Raw genomic sequence first — 24,950 nt, 5'->3', positions numbered from 1 at the left:
ATTGGGCTAATCCTAACATATTTTGTTAGTTCTGTTAAAAAGTGCGGTTATAATAGCGGAAATTTTTTAAGGTGGTTTTATGAGCATTACAGTCAAACAAATTATTCTCCATCAAATTATTAAAGCCGAGCCGGAAGGCGAAAATCCCCCACAATTAAGCTGCATACTACGCGAACAATTATTAACCATCACTCCTGAAGTGGAACAAATGATGTTGCAATTACATCAAGGCTATCAAAATAAAGCCAAAGCTTATGGCGTGTTTCAAGAATCTTCTGTATTTGCCCAAAATCTCAACCGTTTATTGGAAAATGAAGTGGATTTTTTGCCATTCAGCCACGAAGCAACTCACTTATTAATTGCCGAATTGAGTAAATATAACTTCGCCGACAACGGTACGTTAGTGTTATGCCAATATAATTTCTTGGCTACCGATTATTTGTTTATTGCGCTGTTAGACAGTCGTATCAGTATGTTAGTCAACGATCAGTTGGAAATTCAACGCACGGAATATTTGGATATTACCCAATTTGATGTGGCCGCCCGCATTAATCTGACCGATTTACAACTCAATGCCAATTCCAACCGTTATCTCACGTTTATTAAAGGTCGCGTGGGACGCAAGATCGCCGATTTTTTTATGGATTTCTTAGGCGCAGAAGAAGGGCTCAATCCACAAGTACAAAACCAATGCTTATTACAAGCAGTGAGTGATTACTGCGTACAAGGGGAACTTAATCCGGAACAAACTCAAGCAGTGAAAAAACAAGTGTTCGAATACTGTAAAGGCCAAATGAGCAGCGGTGAGGAAATTGAACTGGCTGAACTTTCCGAAGAGTTACCAACTCTAAACCAACAACCTTTTGTCGCGTTTACACAAGAGCAAAACTATGGGTTGGAAGATAGTATTCCACCAATTCGCACCGCACTTAAATCGTTAACCAAATTTTCCGGCTCAGGTAAAGGGGTAACAATCAGTTTTGACGCTGAATTACTAAATCAACGCATTCTTTGGGATGAAGCCGCCGATACCTTAACCATCAAAGGCTTGCCACCAAATCTACGTGACCAATTACAACGCCAACTAAAAGAAAAGAATTAATTTGGCAATTAATTAAACTTTCGGTATTATCATTTCCAATTATTTACAGAGGATAAAAGGCAAAAAATGCAATTCAAATCTGTTGTAACTACATTAATTTTTGCATTGAGCGTGAGCGCTTGTTCCAGCATCAACAAAGTGGTATATCGTATTGATGTACCACAAGGAAATTACTTACAAGCCTCCACCGTGGCACAACTAAAAACCGGTATGACCGCCCAACAAGTCCAATACCTACTAGGAACACCTGTTCTGGTTGATCCATACAGTAACAACACTTGGTACTATGTTTTCTTACAACAAAAAGCCTATGAAGCGCCTGAGCAACATACTTTAGTTGTAAACTTTGATCAAAAAGGCACAGTGAGTAACTTTGATTTAGATAAACCGTTACCAAATGAAGAACAGGTTGAAGTAAACAATACAATTATTAATGCACCGGACGCACCAACAAAAAGCTGGTGGCAATTCTGGAAATAGCTATTCCGTTTTCAATCTCATTGATTGTAACCCACATAAGGTTTAATTTATGGCTAAAATTTTACTTGTTGATGATGACGCAGAACTCACCGAGCTACTCGCCCAATTATTAGATTTAGAAGGCTTTGAAATTAATGTAGCAAACAATGGTAAGGAAGCATTAGCACTACTTGACCATAGTTACGACCTAATATTGTTAGATATCATGATGCCGGTATTGAATGGTATCGAAACCTTAAAACAAATCAGAAAGAATTTTTCTACACCGGTTATGATGCTTACCGCCCGCGGTGATGATATTGACCGTATTTTAGGATTGGAATTGGGGGCCGATGATTACTTGCCAAAACCATTTAATGATCGTGAATTAGTCGCCCGCATAAAAGCAATTCTGAGGCGTACCGCACAAACAAATAGCGTTAAAGATCCTGTCGATTTGGACAAAATTGAGTTTGCCGGCATTTTGCTTTATCCGGGACGCCAACAAGCCTTATTCGGCTCAAAAGATCTTGAATTAACCGGTACAGAATTTACCTTATTGCTCAAGCTCATTACAAACCCGGGCCTAATTCTTACCCGTGAAGAATTAAGCCAAGAGGTACTGGGCAAACCACTAACACCATTTGATCGTGCGATTGATATGCATATGTCAAACCTACGGAAAAAATTACCCAATCGGCCTGATGACTTACCATGGTTTAAAACACTCCGTGGTCGAGGCTATCTATTAATTGCTGAAAAATAATAAACTAACAACTTAAAGGCTATTCCATATAGCCTTTTTTATCCCTAAGAATCATGTTCAGAAAAGAATTTATTTTTAACTCATTAACCATCCGAATATTCACCTTCTTCTGGTTAACATTCTCTATTTTATTGATATTTATTTTCCTATTGCCCTATTTTGACGCACATATTTACTCCAACCTAAAAGAGTATGAAGTTGCAAAATATCAAAAAGAAATCGCTACCTCTATCCGCAATAACCAAATCTCACGCATTTTAGCCGGCGTGCCCGTACTCCCAAATGACCGATTTAGCGCACATCCGGTTTTAATCGCGCCAAATGGGCAAGTTCTAGGGGCTTTGCCGGAAGAAGAAAAATCGTTGCGTCAGTTTATTTTTAACAATGCGGTTTTAGACCAACCATTAAAGAAAATCTATTCTAACATTCAAATTGTTGGGCCGTTTTCACTTTATTTAAATCCGGAACATAATCAATCCTATAGTTTATATTTCGTTAATCAAATTAATGCTCAAAAAGAAATCTTAAATTATATTTTTGATCGTCCATTATTTCTGATTGTATTGGTAGTTTTAATTTCTACGCCATTGCTCTGGTGGCTATCGCGCAGTATCGGGCAACCAATTCGCAATTTACAGCTGGCGGCAAATGCCGTTGCCATTGGGAACTTGAAGATTAATAAAGATCTGGAAACAAAAGGATTACTGGAACTCCGCCAAGTAGGGCAAAGTTTCAATCGAATGATGCAGTCTCTCGAAGAGGTGTTGTTAAATCAGCAATCATTGCTATCCTCTATTTCGCATGAACTGAGAACTCCGCTTACCCGCTTGCAATTAGCCACGGCACTGCTACGCCGTAAATTAGGCGACAGTAGTGAAATCCAACGAATTGATACGGAAGCACAACGTTTAGATAAAATGATTCATGACCTATTACAACTCTCCCGTCAGCAATTACACAGTCATTTTGAAAAGGACATTTTCCCAATCCCGGTGTTATGGACTGAAATCTTACATGACGCGGAATTTGAAGCTGCACAACGATGCATTCACTTTACCGTTGACCAGTCCATTGTTCATCCTGAAACATATTACTTAAACGGCAATCACGGTTTGTTGGCAAGTGCGGTGGAAAATATCATTAGAAATGCGTTGAAATATACAAAATCAGCCATTGTTATGCATATTTATATTCATGAAAATGATCTTTTCGTACGCATTGAAGATAACGGTGCCGGCTTACCGGAAGAAGAATACGAAAAAATCTTCAAACCATTCTATCGTGTTGATGAAGCCCGTACTCGAGAAACCGGTGGCACCGGTTTAGGTTTATCTATCGTTGCAAATACGGCTAAAGATCATCATGGTGCAGTATGGGCCGGAAAAAGTAGTTTAGGCGGATTAGCCGTAACTTTACGCCTACCGCTTTGGATTGCCAAATAATCCATCTATTACAATAACGCTAACAAACAAAAAACCCTATTGAATCATCAATAGGGTTTCTTCTTATCCTATAAGGTTAATGTAAGAATTTTACAACTTCCATAAACACTTTAAGCAAGGCGGCATTGACTAAGTCGATAAAGAACGCCCCGACCATCGGTACAATCAAGAAGGCTTTATGGGACGGTCCGAAACGGCTGGTAATCGCCTGCATATTGGCAACCGCTGTCGGTGTCGCACCCAAACCGAAACCGCAGTGGCCGGCACTTAACACCACCGCATCATAATCGCTACCCATCATGCGATAAGTCACATAAATCGCAAAGGCGGCCATTAATGCCACTTGAACGGCTAGGATCACCATCACCGGCAATGCTAAACCTGCTAATTGCCATAATTTTAATGACATTAATGCGATAGCTAAGAACAGGGACAACGCCACGTTACCCAACACGTCAATCGCAGAATCGGCAACATTAAATTTGAAAAGATGAGTTAAGGAGTTACGAATCACTACACCGGTAAATAAACACCATACAAATGTAGGTAAAGTAAACACGGTACCTTTAGTTTGCGCATCTAAGAATTGTCCAATGAGTAAACAGCACGCCATCATTGTAATGGTTTCAAGTAAAGAGCGGGTTGTGATCTTACGTTGATAGGTAGGATGTTCAAAAGCCTCTTGTATATCATCCACATCGTCATTTTCCGGGTTTTCGCCACGCCCCATTTTCTTTAATAAATGACGGGCTACCGGGCCACCAATAATACCACCGGACACCAAACCGAAAGTTGCACAAGCCATTGCAAGCTCGGTTGCGCCTTCAATACCAAAGACCTCGGTTAAATCTTTAGCCCATGCCGCGCCAGTACCATGACCACCGGTCAACGTCACAGAACCGGCAATTAAACCATAGGCAGGGTCAATACCTAACAACAAGGATCCACCAATCCCCACACCATTTTGCAGGGCAATCAGAATACCCGCCGCAATAACAAAAATAATCAGAGGTTTGCCACCTTTTACTAAACGGGCAAAGTTAGCACTCAAACCAATAGATGAAAAGAACACTAACATCATAGAAGAACGCAAATTGTCATCGAATGTAAAAGAAACGCCCCAACCTTGATATAAAACGGTCAATAAAATTGCTACTAAGAAACCGCCCACAACCGGCTCGGGGATATTATAGTTTTTTAAGAAGGCAATACGTTTAACCAAGAAATAGCCCAAAAATAAAACAAAACCTGCTAGGGCGAGGGTTTCATAGGTATTAAAATTCATAGAATATCCTCTTTTTTGATGGTAATTTTTCCATGACTACTTGAAATATAAAGCACCAGGAAAAACTTATGCGAAGAATAAAAAATTTTTATTATTCACGGAAAGGTTTTCAATTTAGCAGAAAATAAAAGCCACTTCTACAAAAAAACACATAAAAATACAGGTCAAACCTTAATTATTTAACCAAAATGTGACAGGTCCGTCATTGGTTAAGCTTACTTGCATATCTGCAGCAAATCTTCCCGTTTCCACCTTAATTTTCTCACCGCACTTTTGTACAAAGTAATCATAAAGCGCATTGGCCAATGCAGGAGGTGCGCCTTTAGAAAAACTCGGACGTAGCCCTTTTTGCGTATCCGCAGCTAAGGTAAACTGCGACACCACCAACACTTCGCCGCCGATTTGTTGCACATTCAAATTCATTTTGTCATCTTCATCGCTGAAAATACGATAATTGAGTACCTTTTCCGCAAGCTTATCTGCCTTCTGGCAATCATCATCCTTTTCCACACCTAATAGCACCAACAAACCCTTACCGATTTGTCCGACAACCTCACCACCAACTTCTACTTTCGCACCGGAGACACGTTGAATTAATGCGATCATTTTGTTTCCTCTATTTGTTCTAAATTCATCATTTTTTCCGACCGCACTTCCGCCAACACTGCTGCTAATTGTGCGCCGAGTAGCACGAACGTCCAGCTTAACTGAATCCACAGCAACATAATCGGCAGAGTCGCCATCGCACCATAAATTAACTGATAAGACGGGAACGTCACGATATACCAAGCAAAGGCTTGCTTACCCAACGTGAAAAACACGGCAGCAATAAGCGCACCGGCAGCAGAATGTTTGATACTGACTTTTTTATTCGGCACCACCATATAAATCACAGTGAAGATAAACCACGTCGAAAGAAACGGCACAAAGCTCAATAATTTCAAGCCAAAAGAAAATCCCGATGCATTTTCAAACATGGTTTTTACATAGGCACTGGCGGCAATACTGGCGCCAACTAACAGCGGGCCTAAGGTAAGAATGAGCCAATAAATGGCGAAAGAAGTAAAAATCGGACGAGTGCTAGTGTCATGCCAAATGCTGTTTAGCGTACGGTCAATAGAATTAATCAACATTAATGCTACCACAATCAAACTGATAATCCCCACCGCGCTCATTTGCTTGGAATTATTCACAAACTCATCGATATATTGCCCCACTACATCACTCGCCGACGGGGCAAAATTGGTGAAAATGAACTCTTTCAACGCACCGGTCACTTCGTTAAACACCGGAAATGCCGAGAAAATGGAAAATACCACCATAATTAACGGCACAATGGCAAGCATGGTGCTGTAAGTTAAATAACCGGCGGCTTGGGTTAATTTATTCTGATTAAAACGCTGCCAAAAGATCGTACAAAACGTTTTCCACTCAATCATAAAAAGCCTCCGCAACAATACTTAAATTTTTTGCCGGAACCGCACACACAAGGTTGTTTCATCGTCGGCAACGGTACCGTTGGATCCACAAAATACCAACGCCCATCAATTTTTACAAAAATCGAACGTTCATGATGAGATTGTTCCCCCTCCTCACCTTGAAAAACGGCGTGAAATTCCACCGCACTTTGGAGCTTAGTCAACGTCTCTGTCTTTAAAATCTGCAAACCAAGCCATTGGGTATTTTCTGCCCAAGCTTGGATGGCTTGTACATTTAGTAACGCCTGTTGGCTCGGCACGGTAGTTTCCACAATATAAGGCACATTTTTCAGCACATAAGCGGCATAGCGGGAACGCATGAGTTGCTCAGCGGTTTCAGGGAATTGCGCATGTGTATGAAAACGCCCACAACAATCCTCATAAGATTTATTCGATTGACAAGGGCAATTTGAATCTAAAAGTGCAGTCATTTTTAACTCTGTTTTTCTTGTAATTTCATCAGTTGTGCATTTAACGAACGCTTGAATGCTGCTGCCAACACCTCAAGCGCCAGGGCCTGTTCAAGCTCGTCTGCATGATTGGGTGCCGACAATAAACGGTTCAAATGACGAATAGTAAATTCAGGATGCGGACGGCTTAACAATACGAGCTGATCGCCTTTATGAATGACGCCCGCTTGTACCACCCGCACATACCAGCCGGACCAACCGGAACGATATACGGTCTGTTGAGTGTTTTGATTTTCGGTATTTTTCGATAAACGTTCACAAGGCTTACGTGGCTGTGACACTTCCACCACGCTAGTACCAATTTGAAAACGGTCTCCCACACATACGGAATCTTCGTTCAACTCGGAAACCACAAAATTCTCACCATAAACCGCCGTGCCCTGATAAGAAAAATTTTCATTCAATAACGCATTTAACGCCGGGAAAGAATCTTCCGACATAAAAAAGAGCGCCTTATCCACGCCGCCATGATGGGCTTTTAATCCCACATCATTGCCTTCCGCCCCTAGCGCATGGATGTTCACCGTATCTACCGGTTGCTTGCGAATAGCACTTTCATATATTGAGCCGTCAGCAAAAGTCAGCTGTTGCACTTGCCCGACCTTAATGATCAAAATTTCCGCATTTGCCATCATTTTCCTCGTTATTATCTGAAATCTGCAGAATTATACCGTAAAAACAACTTATTTTTTGACCGCACTTCTATTTTTAAATATCATGCGGAAAATTCATTCGCAATCCATTAGGAACAATAACAATGCAATATTTATTAGCCCAAACCCCTCAAAACCAACAACTCGGCATTACCGCGAAAATGGCGAACCGCCACGGTTTAATTGCCGGCGCCACCGGCACGGGTAAAACCGTTACATTACGCAAAATGGCGGAAGCCTTTAGTGACGACGGCGTACCGGTATTTTTAGTGGATGTGAAAGGTGACCTTTCCGGCTTAGTGCAGCCGGGCGTGATGCAAGGTAAAATCGCCGAGCGTATCGAACAATTCAATTTAGGCGGCGAAAGCTATTTGAGCGGTTATCCTGTTTCCTTTTGGGACGTGTTCGGCGAAACAGGCATTCCGCTTCGTACCACCATTTCCGAAATGGGGCCGTTGTTGCTCTCCCGTTTATTAAATCTCAACGCGACGCAAGAAGGCTTGCTCAACCTCGTGTTCCGTGTGGCGGATGACAAAGGCTTATTGCTTATCGACCTAAAAGATCTGCGCGCTATGCTGAAATATGTGGCGGAAAATGCCAAGACCTTCCAAGTAGAATATGGCAACGTGTCTGCCGCCAGCGTAGGAGCCATTCAACGCGCCTTATTAACCTTAGAAAACGAAGGTGCAATAAATTTATTCGGCGAGCCTGCACTAAATTTAGATGATTGGCTACAAACCCGTGATGGTCGTGGCGTTATTAATGTACTCAATTCGGAAAAATTAATTAACTCCCCACGCATGTACAGTGCATTCTTGCTTTGGTTAATGGCGGAATTATTTGAACAGCTACCGGAAGTGGGCGACCCCGACAAACCGAAATTCGTCATGTTCTTTGACGAAGCGCATTTGCTGTTTGATGGCGCACCAAGCGTGTTGGTGGATAAAGTGGAGCAGGTCGTGCGTTTGATTCGTTCCAAAGGCGTGGGCATTTATTTCGTGACCCAAAACCCGTTGGATTTACCGGATACCGTGCTCGGTCAATTAGGCAACCGCGTGCAACACGCCTTGCGCGCCTTTACGCCACGCGATCAAAAGGCTGTGAAATCAGCCGCGGAAACCTTCCGTTCCAACCCGAACATAAACGTGGTTGAAACGATTTCAACACTCGGCGTAGGTCAGGCATTAGTCTCGTTCTTAGATGAAAAAGGCATGCCGACACCGGTGGAAATTGCTTACATTTTCCCACCGAAAAGCCAATTAGCGCCAATTACTGCCGAACAACGCACCGCTTGGGTGAAAGACGACGATTTATACGCTTTCTATAAAGATTATGTGGATAACGAATCTGCTTTTGAGGTGTTAAACCAACAAGCGGATTTAGCCGCTGTAGCGCAAAAACAAGCGGAACAAGCCAAGCAGGAAAAAGAAAACGGCATTATGGGTAGTCTCAGCCGCATGATTTTCGGCACCAAAAAACGTGGCGAGCAACTGACTGTGACGGAAGAATTGGTCAGTGGCGTAGCAAAATCCGTGGGACGCAACATCCGCAACCAAATCACCAAACAAATTATGCGGGGAATTTTAGGCGCATTTAAGAAGTAAAATTCCTCCGAAAAATGCACCGCACTTTTTGATATTCACTGACAATATTCTCTTAAAAAGTGCGGTCATTTTTTTTAATGTTTTTAACTCTTCATTATCCAGCCTTTAATTAAGAATAATTCTCATCTATAATCACATCTATTAATAACAGAAATCACTTTCCTACGACGGCAGTTTACGCCGTACTTCCCGCCATAGCTTTATTCCACTGCAGACAAGCTGGATAAACATAAGGAGTAACTATGTTTCAAATTCAAGATGCGGTCAGCGAAACCCTGCTTATTCCGCTATATATGCGTTATCGAGAATCATTAAAACCCAATCCGATTATTCATGATGAATCGGCGCTGCGCCTGATTCCGCAAATCGATTATGATTTCAGTAAATTTGATACCGCCGTACACAGTTCCGTAGGTTCGGCGATTCGCGCCGCATATTTGGATAACGTGACTAAAGACTTTATTCAACGCCATCAACAACCGATTATCGTGATGATCGGCTGCGGGTTGGACGCACGACACGAGCGTGTTGGTGATATCGGCAAAAACATTCCTTTCTATGAACTGGATTTGCCTGATGTCATTGCATTACGCAAGCAAATGATGCCGCCGGCGGAAAACGAAATTTTATTGCCTGCGTCAGCCTTTGAAACGGATTGGATGGACACATTACAAACGCAATACCCACACGCTTCGTTTTTATTTGTGATTGAAGGCGTGTTGATGTACTTCAATGAAGCGCAAGTGAAAAAACTGTTTAAAGACTTAGCCGCCCGTTTTAGCGGTGGTGAAATCACTTTTGATATCGGTAGCACTTGGATGAGCCGTAATTCGCAAAAACATCATGACGTAATAAAACACATGCGGGCAAAATTTGATTACGGCTGCGATGACGATCATGAAATGGAGCATTGGGCAAATAATCTGCAACTGATTTCGGCAAAATATATGTTCGATTTTCCGGCTTGGAAAGGTATCGGCTTATTGAAAGCTGCCATCATGTGGATATTCCCCACAGTCCGCAAATCTTATCGTTTCTTACGGTATCGTATTATTTAAAATTTGAGGTAAAAAAAGACCGCACTTTGCTTTTCTCATTCAAAGTACGGTCAGAATTTCAAACGTTTTTAGAGATTATTCCACTGTTACCGCTTTCGCCAAGTTACGAGGCTGATCCACATCGGTGCCTTTGATTAAGGCAATGTGGTAGGCCAATAATTGCATCGGCACGGTATAATAAATCGGCGCGGTGATCTCGCTCACCGTCGGCATGGTGATAATTTTCATGCCATCGGCTTCGGTAAATCCGGCTTCTTTATCGGCGAAAACATACAACTGACCGCCACGGGCACGTACTTCTTCAATGTTGGATTTGATTTTTTCCAACAATTCATTGTTTGGCGCCACCACAATCACCGGCATATCGGCATCGATTAATGCTAACGGGCCGTGTTTCAATTCACCGGCAGCATAGGCTTCTGCGTGAATGTAAGAAATTTCTTTTAACTTCAATGAGGCTTCCATCGCAATCGGATAGAATTCACCACGCCCTAAGAATAAGGCATGATGTTTCTCTGCAAAATCTTCCGCTAAATCTTCAATATGCTGATCGAATGCCAAGGCTTTTTCAATTTCTGCCGGCAAGGCTTCTAAGGCTTTCACGATTTCCTGCTCTTTTTTGGCAGAAAGTGTGCCTTTCACTTTGCCTACGGCAACCACTAACATTAACAACGCTGCCAACTGTGTGGTAAAGGCTTTGGTGGATGCCACGCCGATTTCCACGCCTGCGCGGGTCATGAAGGCTAAATCCGATTCACGCACCAAAGAGGAGCTGGCAACGTTACAAATCGTCATGGCCGCCATGTAGCCTTTTTGTTTTGCCAAGCGTAACGCCGCCAAGGTATCGGCGGTTTCACCGGATTGGGAAATCGTAATCAACAAACTGTTCGGGCGGGTTACAAATTTGCGATAACGGAATTCGGAAGCGATTTCCACATCACAACTGATACCGGCCAAACTTTCAAACCAGTAGCGCGACACCATGCCGGAATTGTAAGAGGTTCCACAAGCGACAATTTGAATGTGTTCCACTTTCTCTAAAATGTCTTTTGCACCGTTGCCAATGGATTGAATGACTAAATTATCGTGAGTCAAACGGCCTTGCATGGTATTCACTAGTGCAGTCGGTTGTTCGTAAATTTCTTTCTGCATGTAATGGCGGAATTTTCCTTTCTCCGCAGCATCATTTTCAGCGTTTGAATCATGCATGCTACGCTCTACTTTATTACCGTCACGATCGTAAATATCCACGGATCGACGAGTAATTTCTGCAATATCGCCTTCTTCCAAATAAATAAAACGACGAGTTACGCTTAATAACGCAAGTTGGTCAGAAGCAAGGAAATTCTCACCGATACCCAAACCAATCACCAGCGGACTACCGGAACGAGCAGCAACCAAATGTTCGGGATGCATACGATCCATCACGACCATACCATAGGCGCCGATAAGCTGTTTCACTACTTTTTGTACTGCGTCCAACAGGCTGTCGGTACTACGCATTTCCCATTCCACCAAATGTGCGATCACCTCGGTGTCGGTTTGAGAGGTAAACACATAACCGCGTTCTTTTAACAGGGTACGTAATTCTTCGTAATTTTCGATAATGCCGTTATGCACCACCGCGAAATTGCCGGAAACATGCGGATGCGCGTTATCTTCTGAAGGCGCACCGTGGGTTGCCCAGCGGGTGTGTGCAATACCGGTACCGCCACTAATAGGGGATTTTTCCACCGCATCATCTAATTCTTTCACTTTCCCTAAACAACGCACACGTTGTAACTCGTGTTGCGCATCCACAACCGCCAAACCTGCCGAGTCATAACCCCGATATTCAAGACGATGTAATCCGTTAATTAAGATTTCTGCTACATCACGTTGCGCTACCGCACCGACAATTCCACACATAATATTTCCTTTATAAGACTAAAAAAACACTGAAAAAAACCACCGCACTTTATGCACAAATGACATCCACGCCATGCGCCTCAATACGGCGTTTATTCTCTTCCGACAGCAGATTGTCGGTAATCAACACGTCAATCTGCTGCCACGTTAATTCCACATTCGGCATTTTGCGACCGATTTTTTGTGATTCCACCATTACAATCACTTCACGCGCCACATCCGCCATCACTTGGCTCAGCCCGACTAACTCGTTAAACGTTGTCGTTCCACGTTCAAAATCAATACCATCGGCACCAATGAATAACTGGTCAAAGTTATAAGAACGCAATACTTGTTCCGCCACTTTGCCTTGAAAAGACTCTGAAGCCTTATCCCATGTACCGCCGGTCATTAATAGGGTCGGCTCGTTTTCTAGGGAACGAAGTTCATTCGCCACGTACATGGAATTAGTCATCACCACTAGGCCTTGTTTATGATTCAGCTGCTTAATCAAAGCAGCTGTTGTGGTACCACTATCGATAATAATACGGTTGTGATCCAAAATACGTTCCGCCGCTCGTTTTGCAATCGCCAACTTTCGTTCCGAAAGAAAATCTTCTTGTTCATCCTCAATCAGTTCTTGTGGCATTAAGATTGCTCCACCATAACGACGCAACAAAAAACCGTTCCGTTCTAATACGGATAAGTCCTTACGAATGGTGACTTCTGATGTATCAAACAACTGTACAAGTTGTTCTACGCTAATTTCTCCGCGTTCCAACAATAATTGCATAATGCCATGACGGCGCTGTTGCGTATTGCGGGGTCGAATATTACGCTTAGTCATTTTTTCCAATAAATAGTTCATATTAAATTTCGGTTCGAAATTTTATAGGGATTTAGAGGGGATGTAAACAGAAAGCAGGGCAACAAAAAACCCTGTTTATTGTAAACAGGGTTTATATCATTAAATATAAGGGCTAATTATTTAACAGCGTCTTTTAATGCTTTACCGGAAACGAATGCCGGAACTTTAGAGGCAGCGATTTTGATTTCTGCGCCGGTTTGTGGGTTACGACCGGTACGTGCTTTACGCTCGTTCACTTTAAATGTACCGAAGCCGATTAATTGCACAGCTTCACCTTTTTTCAAACTACCGGTGATAGCGTCTAAGGTTGCTTCTAAAGCCGCTTTAGCTTGTTTTTTATTTAATTCAGCTGAGCTTGCGATCGCATCAATTAAATCTGTTTTGTTCATAGATTAGTACCTTCTATTTTTTAATAAAATTTAACAGTAGAGGAATAAATAATTGTGAAATTATCTATTCAATGACCATAATCACTGTAATCAGTGCAGTGCCAAGATTAATCTAAGTTTGGATTAAAGCAAAGCGGGAATTGCAAAAATTGCTGAAAATACCGCGTTACTGGTCAATTTTTATACAAATATTTGAGATTTTCTCCTCACGTAACTCGTTTTTTAAGTCCTGAATCAGCGCCACATCATGTTTTTCCGCGTCTTTCAGCACGCGATACAACTGCCATTGCAGATCTAACTCCTGCTGAATCAAATCCGATTCTTTCAATTCGGCTTCGGATAATTCCCGTTCCTGTTCCATTTCCAGATAACCCGCAATCGTATTGAAAGAAAGTTGGCTGACTTTTATGGCTTGCTCCAGTGACGCCCCCGCAATGATGGTGTGTAACACTTCTGAAAGCCCTTCACACGCATCTAAAGCAGGAATAACACCATAACACCGATAATCATTAACATCGGGAATAATATCTTCGAGTTTTTCCAGTTGGTTTTCAAAATTGATTTTGGTGTCTTTCACAGTTAAGTATTCCCACACCAAATTCAAAATATTGTGATATACCTTAGCATGTTGCGGTTGTTCGCTAATTTGACAGAACAAATGATAATTGGGATACATCCGCTCACATAGGCATGCCATAAAAGTCAAATGCTGCCAAGTAGCAAGATTTTCTAAACGTTTATGAATCAGATTTCGCATAATATTTTTACCGCACTTTAGAGATGATAAGGCTTGGATAGCTGGTGTACCGCATCCACCAACACTTTCGGACTTTCCGTCGGTACATCCTGATGAATACCATGACCAAGATTAAATACATGCCCGCTACCTTCACCAAATGCCGCCAAAATCGACCGCACTTCGTCTTCAATTCGGCCGGCCGACGCATATAACACGCTCGGATCCATGTTGCCTTGCAATGCCACTTTATGCCCGATACGGCGACGTGCCTCAGCGACATCCACCGTCCAATCCAAGCCCACTGCATCACAACCAGTATCGGCAATGGCTTCTAACCATAACCCACCGCCTTTGGTAAACAAAGTTACCGGCACGCGACAACCATCATGCTCACGAATCAAACCGTCCACGATTTTGTGCATATAACGCAAGGAAAACTCCGGATATTCACGATGCGCCAACACGCCGCCCCACGTATCAAACACCATGACCGCCTGGGCGCCAGCTTTAATTTGCGCATTCAAGTAAAGAATAACGCTGTCTGCCAGTTTATCTAACAAGGCGTGTAATAAGTGCGGTTCGCTATACAGCATTTTTTTAATTTTCGTAAAGGCTTTAGAAGAACCGCCTTCCACCATATAAGTGGCCAATGTCCACGGGCTACCGGAAAAGCCGATAAGTGGCACTTCACCATTTAGTTCACGACGAATAGTACGGACCGCGTTCATCACATATTGTAGCTCCTGCTCCGGATCTGGAACGGGCAAATTTTCCACCGCACTTTTACTGTCAATGACCCGTTCAAATTTCGGTCCTTCACCTGCACCAAAACTCAAGCCTAAGCCCATGGCATCGGGAATCGTTAAAATATCGGAAAATAAAATAGCGGCATCCAAATCATAACGACGCAACGGTTGTAATGTCACCTCACAGGCCAAATCCGCATTTCGGCATAAAGACATAAAATCACCGGCTTGCGCACGAGTGGCTTTGTATTCCGGCAAATATCGACCCGCCTGACGCATCATCCAAATAGGCGTCATATCTACAGGTTGGCGTAAAAGGGCTTTTAAATAGCGTTCATTTTTTAATGTGGTCATAAAACCTCTAGTTATCATGATGTTGTTGACACAATTCCAGTGTCGCTTCAATTAGTTTACGTGCAATAGTGCCATGTGGTGGCAACTCGGGCAGAGGCTTGTCATAATCAAACCATTGCGCGTCATGAATTTCTTCAGGCTGAATTTGAATCTCACCGCCTGCGTAATCTGCTAAAAAACCAACCATTTGTGAATTGGGAAACGCCCAAGGTTGGCTACCAAGGTAACGCAAATTTTGCACGTGAATATGCGTTTCTTCGTAAACCTCCCGCCGCACCGTCTCTTCAAAGGTTTCACCGGCTTCCACAAAACCTGCTAGGGTGGTGTATATGCCGCCTTTATGCCGCATATGATTTGCCAATAAAATCTGTCTTCCACGGCGCACGGCAACAATGATCGATGGACAAATCACAGGATAAGTACGAAAGCCACAAGCATGACATTTCACCGCCCACTCATCTGACATTTGTTCGTTTTTTCCACCGCACTTGCCACAAAATTGATGGGTTTGATAGAAATGGTTGAGTTCCACGCCTCGGCACAATAAATTGAAATAGTCATGCGGTTCGCCTAGCTGGTCACGTAAGGAAAAGTAATCGCGAGTATCTTCTGTTTGGGTTTCAACCAAATAAAACGACTGTTCTTGCCACTCACCAATTTTTAGCGCATTTAGGCCGTTTAAACCTAAACCAGCCGCTTTGCCGAAGGGTAATTTACCATGGTTTAAATGAATGGCAGAGCCTTGTGTAAATAACCAGAACCCCGTATCTTCAGGTTTTATCGGTTGCATATGAACACCTGCTTAGTTAATTGAAAAACGCTGCAAAAAACGACCGCACTTTTGCTCTTAGGCGACGACATAAGAGACTTAGTAAACTTATCAAACCTCTAGTCTTATGTCGTTAATCGCTGAAATTACTTATATTTCGACAAACGCCATAATCGTAATTTCAGCAGTGTTTGACTATGTTATCTCATTGCATGAAAAGTGCGGTCATTATAGAGGGTATTTTTCAATTTAGCGAATAAAACACTACGCAAAATCAGATTATTGCGTATAAACAAAAACCCGAGCATGAGCCCGGGTTTTAAGTGACGAGAATAAATTATTCTGCGTGATCGTCGTCTTCTACCATATTCAGCATTTCTGCCAAATTTGCTGACGCTTCATCAGAAGTCACCACGAATTCGGAAGCAATCTCTTCCTCATCTGCTGCCGATAATCTTACCGGCACATCGTCTTCAGAAATCACGGTTGGATTTTTATGACGATTTTGGTGATACGCAAAACCGGTACCCGCCGGGATCAAACGACCCACGATGACGTTTTCTTTCAAGCCGCGTAATTCATCACGTTTTCCTGCTACTGCAGCTTCCGTTAACACACGAGTGGTTTCTTGGAAGGAGGCCGCAGAGATGAAAGACTCGGTTGCTAAGGACGCTTTAGTGATACCTAACAATTCGCGTTCAAATTCAACCGGTGGCTTGCCTTCCGCTTCACGTTTACGGTTAACGATTTTCACGCGAGCCACTTCTACTTGTTCCCCTTCAAGGAATTCGGAGTCATAGGCTTTGGTGACAATCGCTTTACGCAACATTTGACGGACGATAACTTCGATGTGTTTATCGTTAATTTTTACCCCTTGTAAGCGGTAAACTTCTTGGACTTCATTAACGATATATTCGGTTACCGCGTGTACACCGCGTAAACGTAAGATGTCATGTGGTGTTTCCGCACCGTCGGAGATTAAATCACCGCGTTCTACCATTTCACCTTCGAATACGTTTAATTGACGCCATTTCGGAATCATTTCTTCGTACACTTCGCCTTCCGCCGGCGTAATTAACAAGCGGCGTTTACCTTTGGTTTCTTTACCGAAGGACACGATACCGGAGATTTCCGCTAAAATCGCAGGCTCTTTCGGTTTACGCGCTTCAAACAAGTCTGCCACGCGTGGAAGACCACCGGTAATATCTTTTGTTCCCACGGATTCTTGCGGAATACGTGCTAACGGATCACCGATATGCACTTCTGCGCCGTCATCTAGGGTCACGATAGCTTTACTTGGTAAGAAGTATTGCGCTACAACATCAGTGCCCGGAACAACAATATCGTTACCTTTGTCATCAACCAGTTTAATCGCCGGACGTAAGTCTTTACCTGCTGTCGCACGTTCACCCACGTCTTGTACTACGATAGAAGAAAGACCGGTTAATTCATCGGTTTGACGGGTAACGGTTAGGCCGTCCACGATATCCACGAATTTCACGAAACCGCCCACTTCAGAAATAACCGGCATGGTATGCGGATCCCAGTTAGCGATAGTTTCGCCGGCATTCACATCTTGCTGATCGCCTTTGTTTAAAATCGCACCGTAAGGTACTTTATAGTGTTCTTTGGTACGACCGAATGCATCCACAACGGTTAATTCCGTGTTACGAGAAGTTAATACTAATTTACCTTCGTTATTGGTAACGAATTTCGCATTAGCTAAACGTAACGTACCGTTGTTTTTCACTTGTACGCTAGACTCTTTGGCTGCTGCGGATGCCGCACCACCAATGTGGAACGTACGCATGGTTAACTGTGTACCCGGCTCACCGATAGATTGTGCCGCAATAACACCCACGGCTTCACCTTGGTTGATCAAGTGGCCACGTGCTAAGTCACGACCGTAACATTTCGCACACACTCCGAAATCGGTGTTACAGGTTACAACAGAACGTACTTTCACGCTGTCTACAGAGTTTTCGTCTAATACGTCACACAATTTTTCATCTAATAATGTATTGCGTGGAATTAATACTTCTTCTGTACCCGGTTTTAAGATATCTTCAGCGACGACACGACCTAAAACTTGTTCGCGTAGAGGCACTTTTTCATCGCCACCCTCAATTAACGGGGTCATCACGATACCTTCGTGTGTGCCACAGTCATCTTCTACAATCACTAAGTCTTGCGCCACGTCAACTAAACGACGGGTTAAATAACCAGAGTTCGCTGTTTTCAACGCGGTATCCGCCAAACCTTTACGCGCACCGTGGGTAGAAATAAAGTATTGTAAAACGTTCAGGCCTTCACGGAAGTTTGCGGTAATCGGGGTTTCGATAATCGAACCGTCCGGACGTGCCATCAAACCACGCATACCCGCTAACTGACGAATCTGTGCTGCAGAACCACGCGCACCAGAATCCGCCATCATAAAGATGCTGTTGAAAGATGCTTGTTTTTCCGGTTTACCTTCACGATTCATCACTTCTTCCGTTGAAAGGTTTTCCATCATGGCTTTAGCAACACGTTCATTGGCTGCAGCCCAAATATCGATCACTTTATTATAGCGCTCGCCTGCAGTCACAAGACCGGATTGGAATTGTTCCTGGATTTCAGCCACTTCTTCTTCCGCTGCAGAAATAATTTCGTATTTTTTCGCCGGAATGACCATATCGTCGATACCAACGGAAGAACCGGAACGTGCAGCATAAGCAAAACCGGTATACATAATGTGGTCAGCAAACATGACGCTGGCTTTTAAACCTAAACGACGATAGCTTTCATTAATTAACTTAGAAATCGCCTTTTTGCCAAGTGTTTGGTTAAACAAGCTAAACGGCATACCTTTCGGCGCGATCATCCATAAAATGGCACGACCAATAGTGGTATCTGTTAATGTGGTTTTTGATTCAAACTCACCCGCTTCGTTTTTCACATATTCGGTAATACGCACTTTCACGCGAGAATGCAATTCCGCCTGACCGGTACGATAGGCTTTTTCTGCTTCGCGCGGGTCTTGCAATAACATGCCTTCACCTTTACCGTTCACTTTTTCGCGGGTCATGTAGTAAAGACCTAACACCACATCTTGTGACGGAACGATAATCGGATCACCGTTTGCTGGAGAAAGAATGTTGTTCGTAGACATCATTAACGCACGCGCTTCTAATTGCGCTTCCAAGGTTAACGGTACGTGTACCGCCATTTGGTCACCGTCGAAGTCCGCATTGAACGCCGCACAAACAAGTGGGTGTAATTGAATCGCTTTACCTTCGATTAAGATCGGTTCAAACGCTTGAATACCCAAACGGTGCAATGTTGGCGCACGGTTCAACAGAATCGGATGTTCGCGAATGACTTCAGCCAAGATATCCCAAACGATCGCATCTTCACGCTCCACCATTTTCTTCGCAGCTTTAATCGTCGTTGCATAACCACGGCTTTCTAATTTTGCATAGATAAACGGACGGAATAATTCCAACGCCATTTTCTTCGGCAAACCGCATTGATGTAAGTGTAAGTATGGGCCTACTGTGATTACGGAACGACCTGAGTAGTCAACACGTTTACCCAACAAGTTTTGACGGAAACGACCTTGTTTACCTTTAATCATATCCGCCAATGATTTTAACGGACGACGGTTAGAACCGGTAATTGCACGACCTCGACGACCGTTGTCTAACAACGCATCAACGGATTCTTGTAACATACGTTTTTCGTTACGCACGATAATATCCGGTGCGATTAAATCTAATAAACGTTTTAAGCGGTTGTTACGGTTGATTACACGACGGTATAAATCGTTCAAGTCAGAAGTCGCAAAACGACCACCGTCTAACGGCACTAACGGACGTAAATCCGGTGGAAGTACCGGCAATACGGTCATCACCATCCATTCCGGTTTGTTGCCGGACTGTAAGAAGGCTTCTAATAATTTTAAGCGTTTAGTGATTTTCTTACGTTTGGTTTCGGAATTGGTTTCTTGTAATTCTTCACGTAAATTTTCGCATTCCGCTTCCAAATCGATACCGCGCAATAAGGCTTGAATGGCTTCTGCCCCCATTTTGGCATCGAACTCATCTTGCCAACGGTCTTCCGCGTCAAGATATTGTTCTTCGGTTAACAACTGACCGCGCTCAAGATCGGTCATACCCGGTTCGATCACAATGTAAGATTCAAAATACAGCACGCGTTCAATATCACGCAAAGGCATATCTAACAATAAACCGATACGGGACGGCAGGGATTTTAAGAACCAAATGTGCGCCACCGGTGAAGCTAATTCAATATGCCCCATACGTTCACGACGAACTTTAGTTTGAGTGACTTCAACGCCACATTTTTCACAAATCACACCACGGTGTTTTAAGCGTTTGTACTTACCGCACAAACATTCGTAATCTTTTACCGGTCCGAAGATACGGGCACAGAAAAGACCGTCACGTTCTGGTTTAAAGGTACGATAGTTGATTGTTTCAGGCTTTTTAACTTCACCGTATGACCAAGAACGGATCATGTCAGGTGAGGCTAAACCGATTTTAATCACATCAAAATCTTCAGCGGTTTTTGATTGTGCTTTTAAAAACTTAACTAAGTCTTTCACAGATTTGCTCCTGTCGGAGTTAAACTTATTCAAGTGCGGTCGTTTTTCAAAACGTTTTTAAAATCGACCGCACTTGGGCTCAATAGGGGGTCAATACCCTGACTTATTCTTCGTCTAAGTCGATGTTGATACCAAGTGAACGGATTTCTTTCATAATTACGTTGAAAGATTCCGGTGTGCCCGGATCCATTTGTTGGTTGCCGCTGACGATGTTTTTATACATCTTCGTACGACCGTTCACGTCATCGGATTTCACGGTTAACATTTCTTGTAAGGTATAAGCCGCACCATAAGCTTCAAGTGCCCACACCTCCATCTCACCGAAACGTTGACCACCGAATTGTGCCTTACCACCCAATGGTTGTTGAGTAACAAGACTATAAGAACCGGTTGAACGCGCGTGCATTTTGTCATCAACCAAGTGGTTCAATTTGAGCATATACATGTAACCTACAGTTACCGGACGCTCGAATTTCTCACCTGTACGACCATCATAAAGGGTAATTTGACCGGAAGTAGGTAAACCACCAAGCTCTAATAAGCCTTTGATTTCTTTTTCATGTGCACCGTCAAATACCGGTGTCGCAATCGGCAAGCCTTTACGTAAGTTTTGTGCTAAACGCATCACTTCTTCATCAGTAAAGGTGCTGAGATCCACTTTTTGTGAACCGCCGCCAAGGTCATAGGCTTTTTGCATGTATTCACGCAATTTCGCGATAGATTGTTGTTGCTTAATCATCGCATTAATTTGATCGCCGATACCTTTCGCCGCCAAACCTAAGTGAGTTTCCAAGATTTGACCGATATTCATACGGGACGGAACGCCCAACGGGTTCAATACGATTTCAACAGGTTGACCGTTTTCATCGTATGGCATGTCTTCCACAGGGTTAATTTTTGAGATAACCCCTTTGTTACCGTGACGACCCGCCATTTTATCACCCGGTTGAATTTGACGTTTCACCGCAAGATATACTTTAACCACTTTCAACACGCCCGGTGCCAAATCGTCGCCTTGGATAATCTTGTTGCGTTGCACTTCCAATTTACGTTCAAATTCTTTGCGTAATTCTTCATGTTGTTCCGCTAATTGCTCTAACTGGTGTTGTTTTTCCTCGTTATCTAAGGTTTGTTCCAACCATTTAGTGCGGTCTAATTTATCTAAGGATTTCGCATCGAAACCACCGGACAACAATAGGTTGCGGATACGCATAAACAAGCCTGCTTCCAAGATCTCAAACTCTTCGCTCAAGTCTTTTTTCGCTTGTTTTAACTGCATTTCTTCAATTTCTAACGCACGTTTGTCTTTTTCTACGCCATCACGGGTAAACACTTGTACGTCGATAACGGTACCGGAAACGCTGTTTGGTACACGTAAAGAAGAATCTTTCACGTCAGAGGCTTTTTCACCGAAGATCGCGCGTAATAATTTTTCTTCCGGGGTTAATTGGGTTTCACCTTTTGGTGTCACTTTACCCACCAGAATATCGCCACCCTTCACTTCCGCACCGATATACACGATACCGGATTCGTCCAATTTGCTTAATGCGGCTTCACCGACGTTAGGAATATCTGCGGTAATTTCTTCCGCACCTAATTTGGTATCACGTGCCACACAAGAAAGCTCTTGAATGTGAATAGTTGTGAAACGATCTTGTTGTACCACACGTTCGGAAACTAACATGGAGTCTTCGAAGTTATAACCGTTCCATGGCATGAACGCTACGCGAATATTTTGACCAAGCGCCAACTCACCTAAATCGGTAGATGGTCCGTCTGCCAAGATTTCACCACGTTCAATCGGGTCACCTAAATTCACACAAGGAATTTGGTTGATACAGGTATTTTGGTTAGAACGTGTGTATTTGATTAAGTTATAAATATCAATACCGGCTTCGCCCGCAACGGTTTCGTCTTCATTGACTTTCACCACAATACGGGAAGCGTCCACGTATTGAATCGTACCACCGCGTCTTGCGACAACCGCAACACCGGAGTCAAGCGCTACTGCTTTTTCAATACCGGTACCGACTAACGGTTTATCTGCACGCAAGGTTGGAACCGCTTGGCGTTGCATGTTTGCCCCCATCAAAGCACGGTTCGCATCGTCGTGCTCTAAGAATGGAATCAAGGCTGCCGCCACAGAAACCACTTGTTGGGTAGAAACGTCCATATAGTGAATTTCTTCAGGTTTATAAAGACCTGATTCACCATGTTCACCACGACAGGTAACAAACGCATCGGTAAAGCGGAAATCTTCATCAAGACTTGAGTTCGCCTGTGCAATAACGTATTTACCTTCTTCAATCGCAGAAAGATATTCAATTTCTTCGGTCACCTGGCCATTTACCACTTTACGATACGGTGTTTCTAAGAAGCCGTAGTCGTTAGTACGCGCATAAACAGAAAGGGAGTTAATCAAACCGATGTTTGGACCTTCAGGCGTTTCAATCGGACACACGCGACCATAGTGGGTGGCATGTACGTCACGCACCTCAAAACCTGCACGCTCACGAGTTAAACCGCCCGGACCTAATGCAGAAATACGACGTTTGTGTGTGACTTCTGATAACGGGTTGTTTTGGTCCATAAATTGAGATAACTGAGATGAACCAAAGAATTCTTTCACCGCAGCAGAAATTGGTTTTGCGTTAATTAAATCTTGTGGTGTGATGGCATCTAAATCACCTAAAGATAAACGCTCTTTCACCGCACGTTCAACGCGCACCAAGCCAATACGGAATTGGTTCTCTGCCATTTCACCCACAGAACGGATACGACGGTTACCTAAGTGGTCAATATCATCCACTTCTCCGCGACCATTACGAATATCAATCAGTTTTTTCATCACACTGACGATATCTTCATTACTTAACGTGCCGTTACCGGTAGCTTCTTCAATACCTAAAGAGCGGTTAAATTTCATTCTACCTACAGCAGACAAATCATAACGATCGGAAGAGAAGAACAGGTTGTCAAATAATGCTTCTGCGGCTTCTTTTGTCGGTGGCTCACCCGGACGCATCATGCGATAGATTTCCACTAACGCACTTAGACGATCATTAGAAGGATCTACACGTAAGGTTTCGGAAATATACGGACCATAATCAAGATCATTGGTAAATAAAGTCTCAATTTGTGTATAACCGGCTTGTGCTAATTTTGCCAATAACTCAAGTGAAAGCTCCATATTTGCCGGGCAAACCAGTTCACCGGTTTCTAAATCCACGTAATCTTTCGCGGCAACTTTGCCCACGATATATTCGGTCGGTACTTCAACTTGTGTGATGTTGTCTTTTTCTAAGGCTTTAATATGACGTGCAGTAATACGACGGCCACGTTCAATATAAACCTTACCTTTAGCCTCAATATCAAACGCGGCGGTTTCACCACGTAAACGCTCCGGCACTAAGGTCATTAATAATTTATTATCTTTGATTTCAAAGGCAATTTTATCAAAGAAAAGATCTAAGATTTGTTCGGTGGTATAGCCTAACGCACGTAAAATAATAGTTGCCGGTAATTTACGACGACGGTCGATACGTGCATATAAATTATCTTTCGGATCAAACTCAAAATCCAACCATGAACCGCGGTAAGGAATAATACGTGCGTTATACAGCACTTTACCTGAAGAATGAGTTTTACCTTTGTCGCTATCAAAGAACACACCCGGACTGCGGTGTAATTGAGACACGATAACACGCTCGGTACCGTTAATAACAAAAGTACCGTTATCGGTCATCAATGGGATTTCACCCATATAAACTTCTTGTTCTTTAATATCTTTGATGGTGCCCGGTGCGGCATCTTTGTCATAACTGACTAAGCGTAGTTTTACGCGTAACGGCGCTGCATAAGTGGTACCGCGAATTTGGCATTCACGCACGTCAAACACGGACTCGCCTAATTGATAGCTGACATATTGTAATTCGGTATTTCCGTTTGTACTGACAATCGGGAATACAGAGCGGAAAGCGGCTTCTAAGCCTTGTTGACCATCAGGATCTCTTTGAATAAATTTTTCAAAAGAATCGATCTGAATTGTTAATAAATAAGGAATATTTAAAACTTGCGGACGTTTGCCGAAGTCTTTACGAATTCGTTTTTTCTCGGTATAGGAGTAAACCATAGGGTTCCTCTGCTTCTGTTCAGTGACCCACAATCAACACACAATAATTTGGGCAAATATTGGTGACAATGTATTAGATACCGTTTTAGATGACCGCACTATGAACCTTACTTCTTGAGTGGGTGACTCAAATTAAAATGCTT

19 protein-coding genes are annotated in these 24,950 nt (G+C 43.1%); 6 read left to right on the top strand and 13 right to left on the bottom strand.

Annotated features, from left to right (window positions below):
* The first annotated feature begins 79 nt into the window (after positions 1 to 79).
* From yejK to cpxA, 4 genes are all read left to right on the top strand, one after another.
* Positions 80 to 1,102, top strand: a complete 1,023-nt coding sequence (yejK, locus tag DK428_RS05465) for a nucleoid-associated protein YejK (RefSeq protein ID WP_109064823.1) — start codon at positions 80 to 82, stop codon at positions 1,100 to 1,102.
* Between the two features lie 66 nt (positions 1,103 to 1,168).
* Positions 1,169 to 1,582 (top strand): outer membrane protein assembly factor BamE, encoded by a 414-nt coding sequence (bamE, locus tag DK428_RS05460; RefSeq protein ID WP_109064822.1) that lies wholly within the window; start codon positions 1,169 to 1,171, stop codon positions 1,580 to 1,582.
* Positions 1,583 to 1,631: 49 nt separating this feature from the next.
* Positions 1,632 to 2,327, top strand: coding sequence for a response regulator (locus DK428_RS05455; protein ID WP_109064821.1), 696 nt, complete (start codon positions 1,632 to 1,634; stop codon positions 2,325 to 2,327).
* A gap of 53 nt (positions 2,328 to 2,380) precedes the next feature.
* A complete protein-coding gene (cpxA, locus tag DK428_RS05450; protein WP_109064820.1) occupies positions 2,381 to 3,769 on the top strand; it encodes an envelope stress sensor histidine kinase CpxA in 1,389 nt (462 codons plus the stop codon).
* Between the two features lie 76 nt (positions 3,770 to 3,845).
* Here the strand turns inward: cpxA and gltS are convergent, their stop codons facing one another.
* The 5 genes from gltS to DK428_RS05425 form a co-directional block, all read right to left on the bottom strand.
* Positions 3,846 to 5,054: a sodium/glutamate symporter gene (gltS, locus tag DK428_RS05445; RefSeq protein ID WP_109064819.1), complete on the bottom strand. Its 1,209-nt coding sequence runs from the start codon at positions 5,052 to 5,054 to the stop codon at positions 3,846 to 3,848.
* A gap of 171 nt (positions 5,055 to 5,225) precedes the next feature.
* On the bottom strand, positions 5,226 to 5,660 hold the full coding sequence (gene dtd / locus DK428_RS05440; RefSeq protein WP_109064818.1) for a D-aminoacyl-tRNA deacylase: 435 nt from the start codon (positions 5,658 to 5,660) through the stop codon (positions 5,226 to 5,228).
* Entirely contained in the window at positions 5,657 to 6,493 is an 837-nt protein-coding gene (locus DK428_RS05435) for a virulence factor BrkB family protein (protein WP_109064817.1), read from the bottom strand. Before DK428_RS05435 ends, dtd begins: the two co-directional genes overlap by 4 nt.
* Complete coding sequence (locus DK428_RS05430) at positions 6,490 to 6,963, bottom strand: YchJ family protein (protein WP_109064816.1); 474 nt, start codon at positions 6,961 to 6,963, stop codon at positions 6,490 to 6,492. The genes DK428_RS05435 and DK428_RS05430 overlap by 4 nt, the downstream gene beginning before the upstream one ends.
* A gap of 2 nt (positions 6,964 to 6,965) precedes the next feature.
* Complete coding sequence (locus DK428_RS05425; RefSeq protein ID WP_109064815.1) at positions 6,966 to 7,634, bottom strand: MOSC domain-containing protein; 669 nt, start codon at positions 7,632 to 7,634, stop codon at positions 6,966 to 6,968.
* A 125-nt stretch (positions 7,635 to 7,759) separates the two neighbouring features.
* On the opposite strand from DK428_RS05425, the gene DK428_RS05420 reads away from it, so the two are divergent.
* Together DK428_RS05420 and DK428_RS05415 are read left to right on the top strand one after the other, a co-directional pair.
* A complete protein-coding gene (locus DK428_RS05420) occupies positions 7,760 to 9,259 on the top strand; it encodes a helicase HerA-like C-terminal domain-containing protein (protein ID WP_109064814.1) in 1,500 nt (499 codons plus the stop codon).
* 242 nt (positions 9,260 to 9,501) lie between these two features.
* Entirely contained in the window at positions 9,502 to 10,317 is an 816-nt protein-coding gene (locus DK428_RS05415) for a class I SAM-dependent methyltransferase (RefSeq protein WP_109064813.1), read from the top strand.
* Between the two features lie 75 nt (positions 10,318 to 10,392).
* Here the strand turns inward: DK428_RS05415 and glmS are convergent, their stop codons facing one another.
* The 8 genes from glmS to rpoB form a co-directional block, all read right to left on the bottom strand.
* Positions 10,393 to 12,225 (bottom strand): glutamine--fructose-6-phosphate transaminase (isomerizing), encoded by a 1,833-nt coding sequence (gene glmS, locus DK428_RS05410; protein WP_109064812.1) that lies wholly within the window; start codon positions 12,223 to 12,225, stop codon positions 10,393 to 10,395.
* Positions 12,226 to 12,274: 49 nt separating this feature from the next.
* Positions 12,275 to 13,072, bottom strand: a complete 798-nt coding sequence (locus DK428_RS05405) for a DeoR/GlpR family DNA-binding transcription regulator (protein WP_109064811.1) — start codon at positions 13,070 to 13,072, stop codon at positions 12,275 to 12,277.
* A gap of 116 nt (positions 13,073 to 13,188) precedes the next feature.
* Positions 13,189 to 13,461: an HU family DNA-binding protein gene (locus DK428_RS05400; RefSeq protein WP_109064810.1), complete on the bottom strand. Its 273-nt coding sequence runs from the start codon at positions 13,459 to 13,461 to the stop codon at positions 13,189 to 13,191.
* A 166-nt stretch (positions 13,462 to 13,627) separates the two neighbouring features.
* Positions 13,628 to 14,218 (bottom strand): YjaG family protein, encoded by a 591-nt coding sequence (locus tag DK428_RS05395; RefSeq protein WP_109064809.1) that lies wholly within the window; start codon positions 14,216 to 14,218, stop codon positions 13,628 to 13,630.
* Between the two features lie 17 nt (positions 14,219 to 14,235).
* Positions 14,236 to 15,300: a uroporphyrinogen decarboxylase gene (gene hemE, locus DK428_RS05390; protein WP_109064808.1), complete on the bottom strand. Its 1,065-nt coding sequence runs from the start codon at positions 15,298 to 15,300 to the stop codon at positions 14,236 to 14,238.
* Between the two features lie 7 nt (positions 15,301 to 15,307).
* Positions 15,308 to 16,090: an NAD(+) diphosphatase gene (nudC, locus tag DK428_RS05385; protein ID WP_109064807.1), complete on the bottom strand. Its 783-nt coding sequence runs from the start codon at positions 16,088 to 16,090 to the stop codon at positions 15,308 to 15,310.
* A gap of 316 nt (positions 16,091 to 16,406) precedes the next feature.
* Positions 16,407 to 20,675, bottom strand: coding sequence for a DNA-directed RNA polymerase subunit beta' (gene rpoC / locus DK428_RS05380; RefSeq protein ID WP_109064806.1), 4,269 nt, complete (start codon positions 20,673 to 20,675; stop codon positions 16,407 to 16,409).
* A 103-nt stretch (positions 20,676 to 20,778) separates the two neighbouring features.
* Complete coding sequence (gene rpoB / locus DK428_RS05375; RefSeq protein WP_109090088.1) at positions 20,779 to 24,807, bottom strand: DNA-directed RNA polymerase subunit beta; 4,029 nt, start codon at positions 24,805 to 24,807, stop codon at positions 20,779 to 20,781.
* Positions 24,808 to 24,950: the final 143 nt, after the last annotated feature.

It is taken from the genome of Aggregatibacter kilianii (assembly GCF_003130255.1).
Taxonomy (GTDB): Bacteria; Pseudomonadota; Gammaproteobacteria; order Enterobacterales; family Pasteurellaceae; genus Aggregatibacter; species Aggregatibacter kilianii.
Note: the sequence above shows the minus strand (reverse complement) of the source record. Positions and strands in the feature narration are given on the sequence as shown.

Bases quoted from the DNA above. Each gene is read 5' to 3' on its own strand.
- yejK (WP_109064823.1), top strand. From the start codon at position 80: ATGAGCATTACAGTCAAACAAATTATTCTCCATCAAATTATTAAAGCC.
- bamE (WP_109064822.1), top strand. From the start codon at position 1,169: ATGCAATTCAAATCTGTTGTAACTACATTAATTTTTGCATTGAGCGTG.
- DK428_RS05455 (WP_109064821.1), top strand. From the start codon at position 1,632: ATGGCTAAAATTTTACTTGTTGATGATGACGCAGAACTCACCGAGCTA.
- cpxA (WP_109064820.1), top strand. From the start codon at position 2,381: ATGTTCAGAAAAGAATTTATTTTTAACTCATTAACCATCCGAATATTC.
- gltS (WP_109064819.1), bottom strand. From the start codon at position 5,054: ATGAATTTTAATACCTATGAAACCCTCGCCCTAGCAGGTTTTGTTTTA.
- dtd (WP_109064818.1), bottom strand. From the start codon at position 5,660: ATGATCGCATTAATTCAACGTGTCTCCGGTGCGAAAGTAGAAGTTGGT.
- DK428_RS05435 (WP_109064817.1), bottom strand. From the start codon at position 6,493: ATGATTGAGTGGAAAACGTTTTGTACGATCTTTTGGCAGCGTTTTAAT.
- DK428_RS05430 (WP_109064816.1), bottom strand. From the start codon at position 6,963: ATGACTGCACTTTTAGATTCAAATTGCCCTTGTCAATCGAATAAATCT.
- DK428_RS05425 (WP_109064815.1), bottom strand. From the start codon at position 7,634: ATGGCAAATGCGGAAATTTTGATCATTAAGGTCGGGCAAGTGCAACAG.
- DK428_RS05420 (WP_109064814.1), top strand. From the start codon at position 7,760: ATGCAATATTTATTAGCCCAAACCCCTCAAAACCAACAACTCGGCATT.
- DK428_RS05415 (WP_109064813.1), top strand. From the start codon at position 9,502: ATGTTTCAAATTCAAGATGCGGTCAGCGAAACCCTGCTTATTCCGCTA.
- glmS (WP_109064812.1), bottom strand. From the start codon at position 12,225: ATGTGTGGAATTGTCGGTGCGGTAGCGCAACGTGATGTAGCAGAAATC.
- DK428_RS05405 (WP_109064811.1), bottom strand. From the start codon at position 13,072: ATGAACTATTTATTGGAAAAAATGACTAAGCGTAATATTCGACCCCGC.
- DK428_RS05400 (WP_109064810.1), bottom strand. From the start codon at position 13,461: ATGAACAAAACAGATTTAATTGATGCGATCGCAAGCTCAGCTGAATTA.
- DK428_RS05395 (WP_109064809.1), bottom strand. From the start codon at position 14,218: ATGCGAAATCTGATTCATAAACGTTTAGAAAATCTTGCTACTTGGCAG.
- hemE (WP_109064808.1), bottom strand. From the start codon at position 15,300: ATGACCACATTAAAAAATGAACGCTATTTAAAAGCCCTTTTACGCCAA.
- nudC (WP_109064807.1), bottom strand. From the start codon at position 16,090: ATGCAACCGATAAAACCTGAAGATACGGGGTTCTGGTTATTTACACAA.
- rpoB (WP_109090088.1), bottom strand. From the start codon at position 24,807: ATGGTTTACTCCTATACCGAGAAAAAACGAATTCGTAAAGACTTCGGC.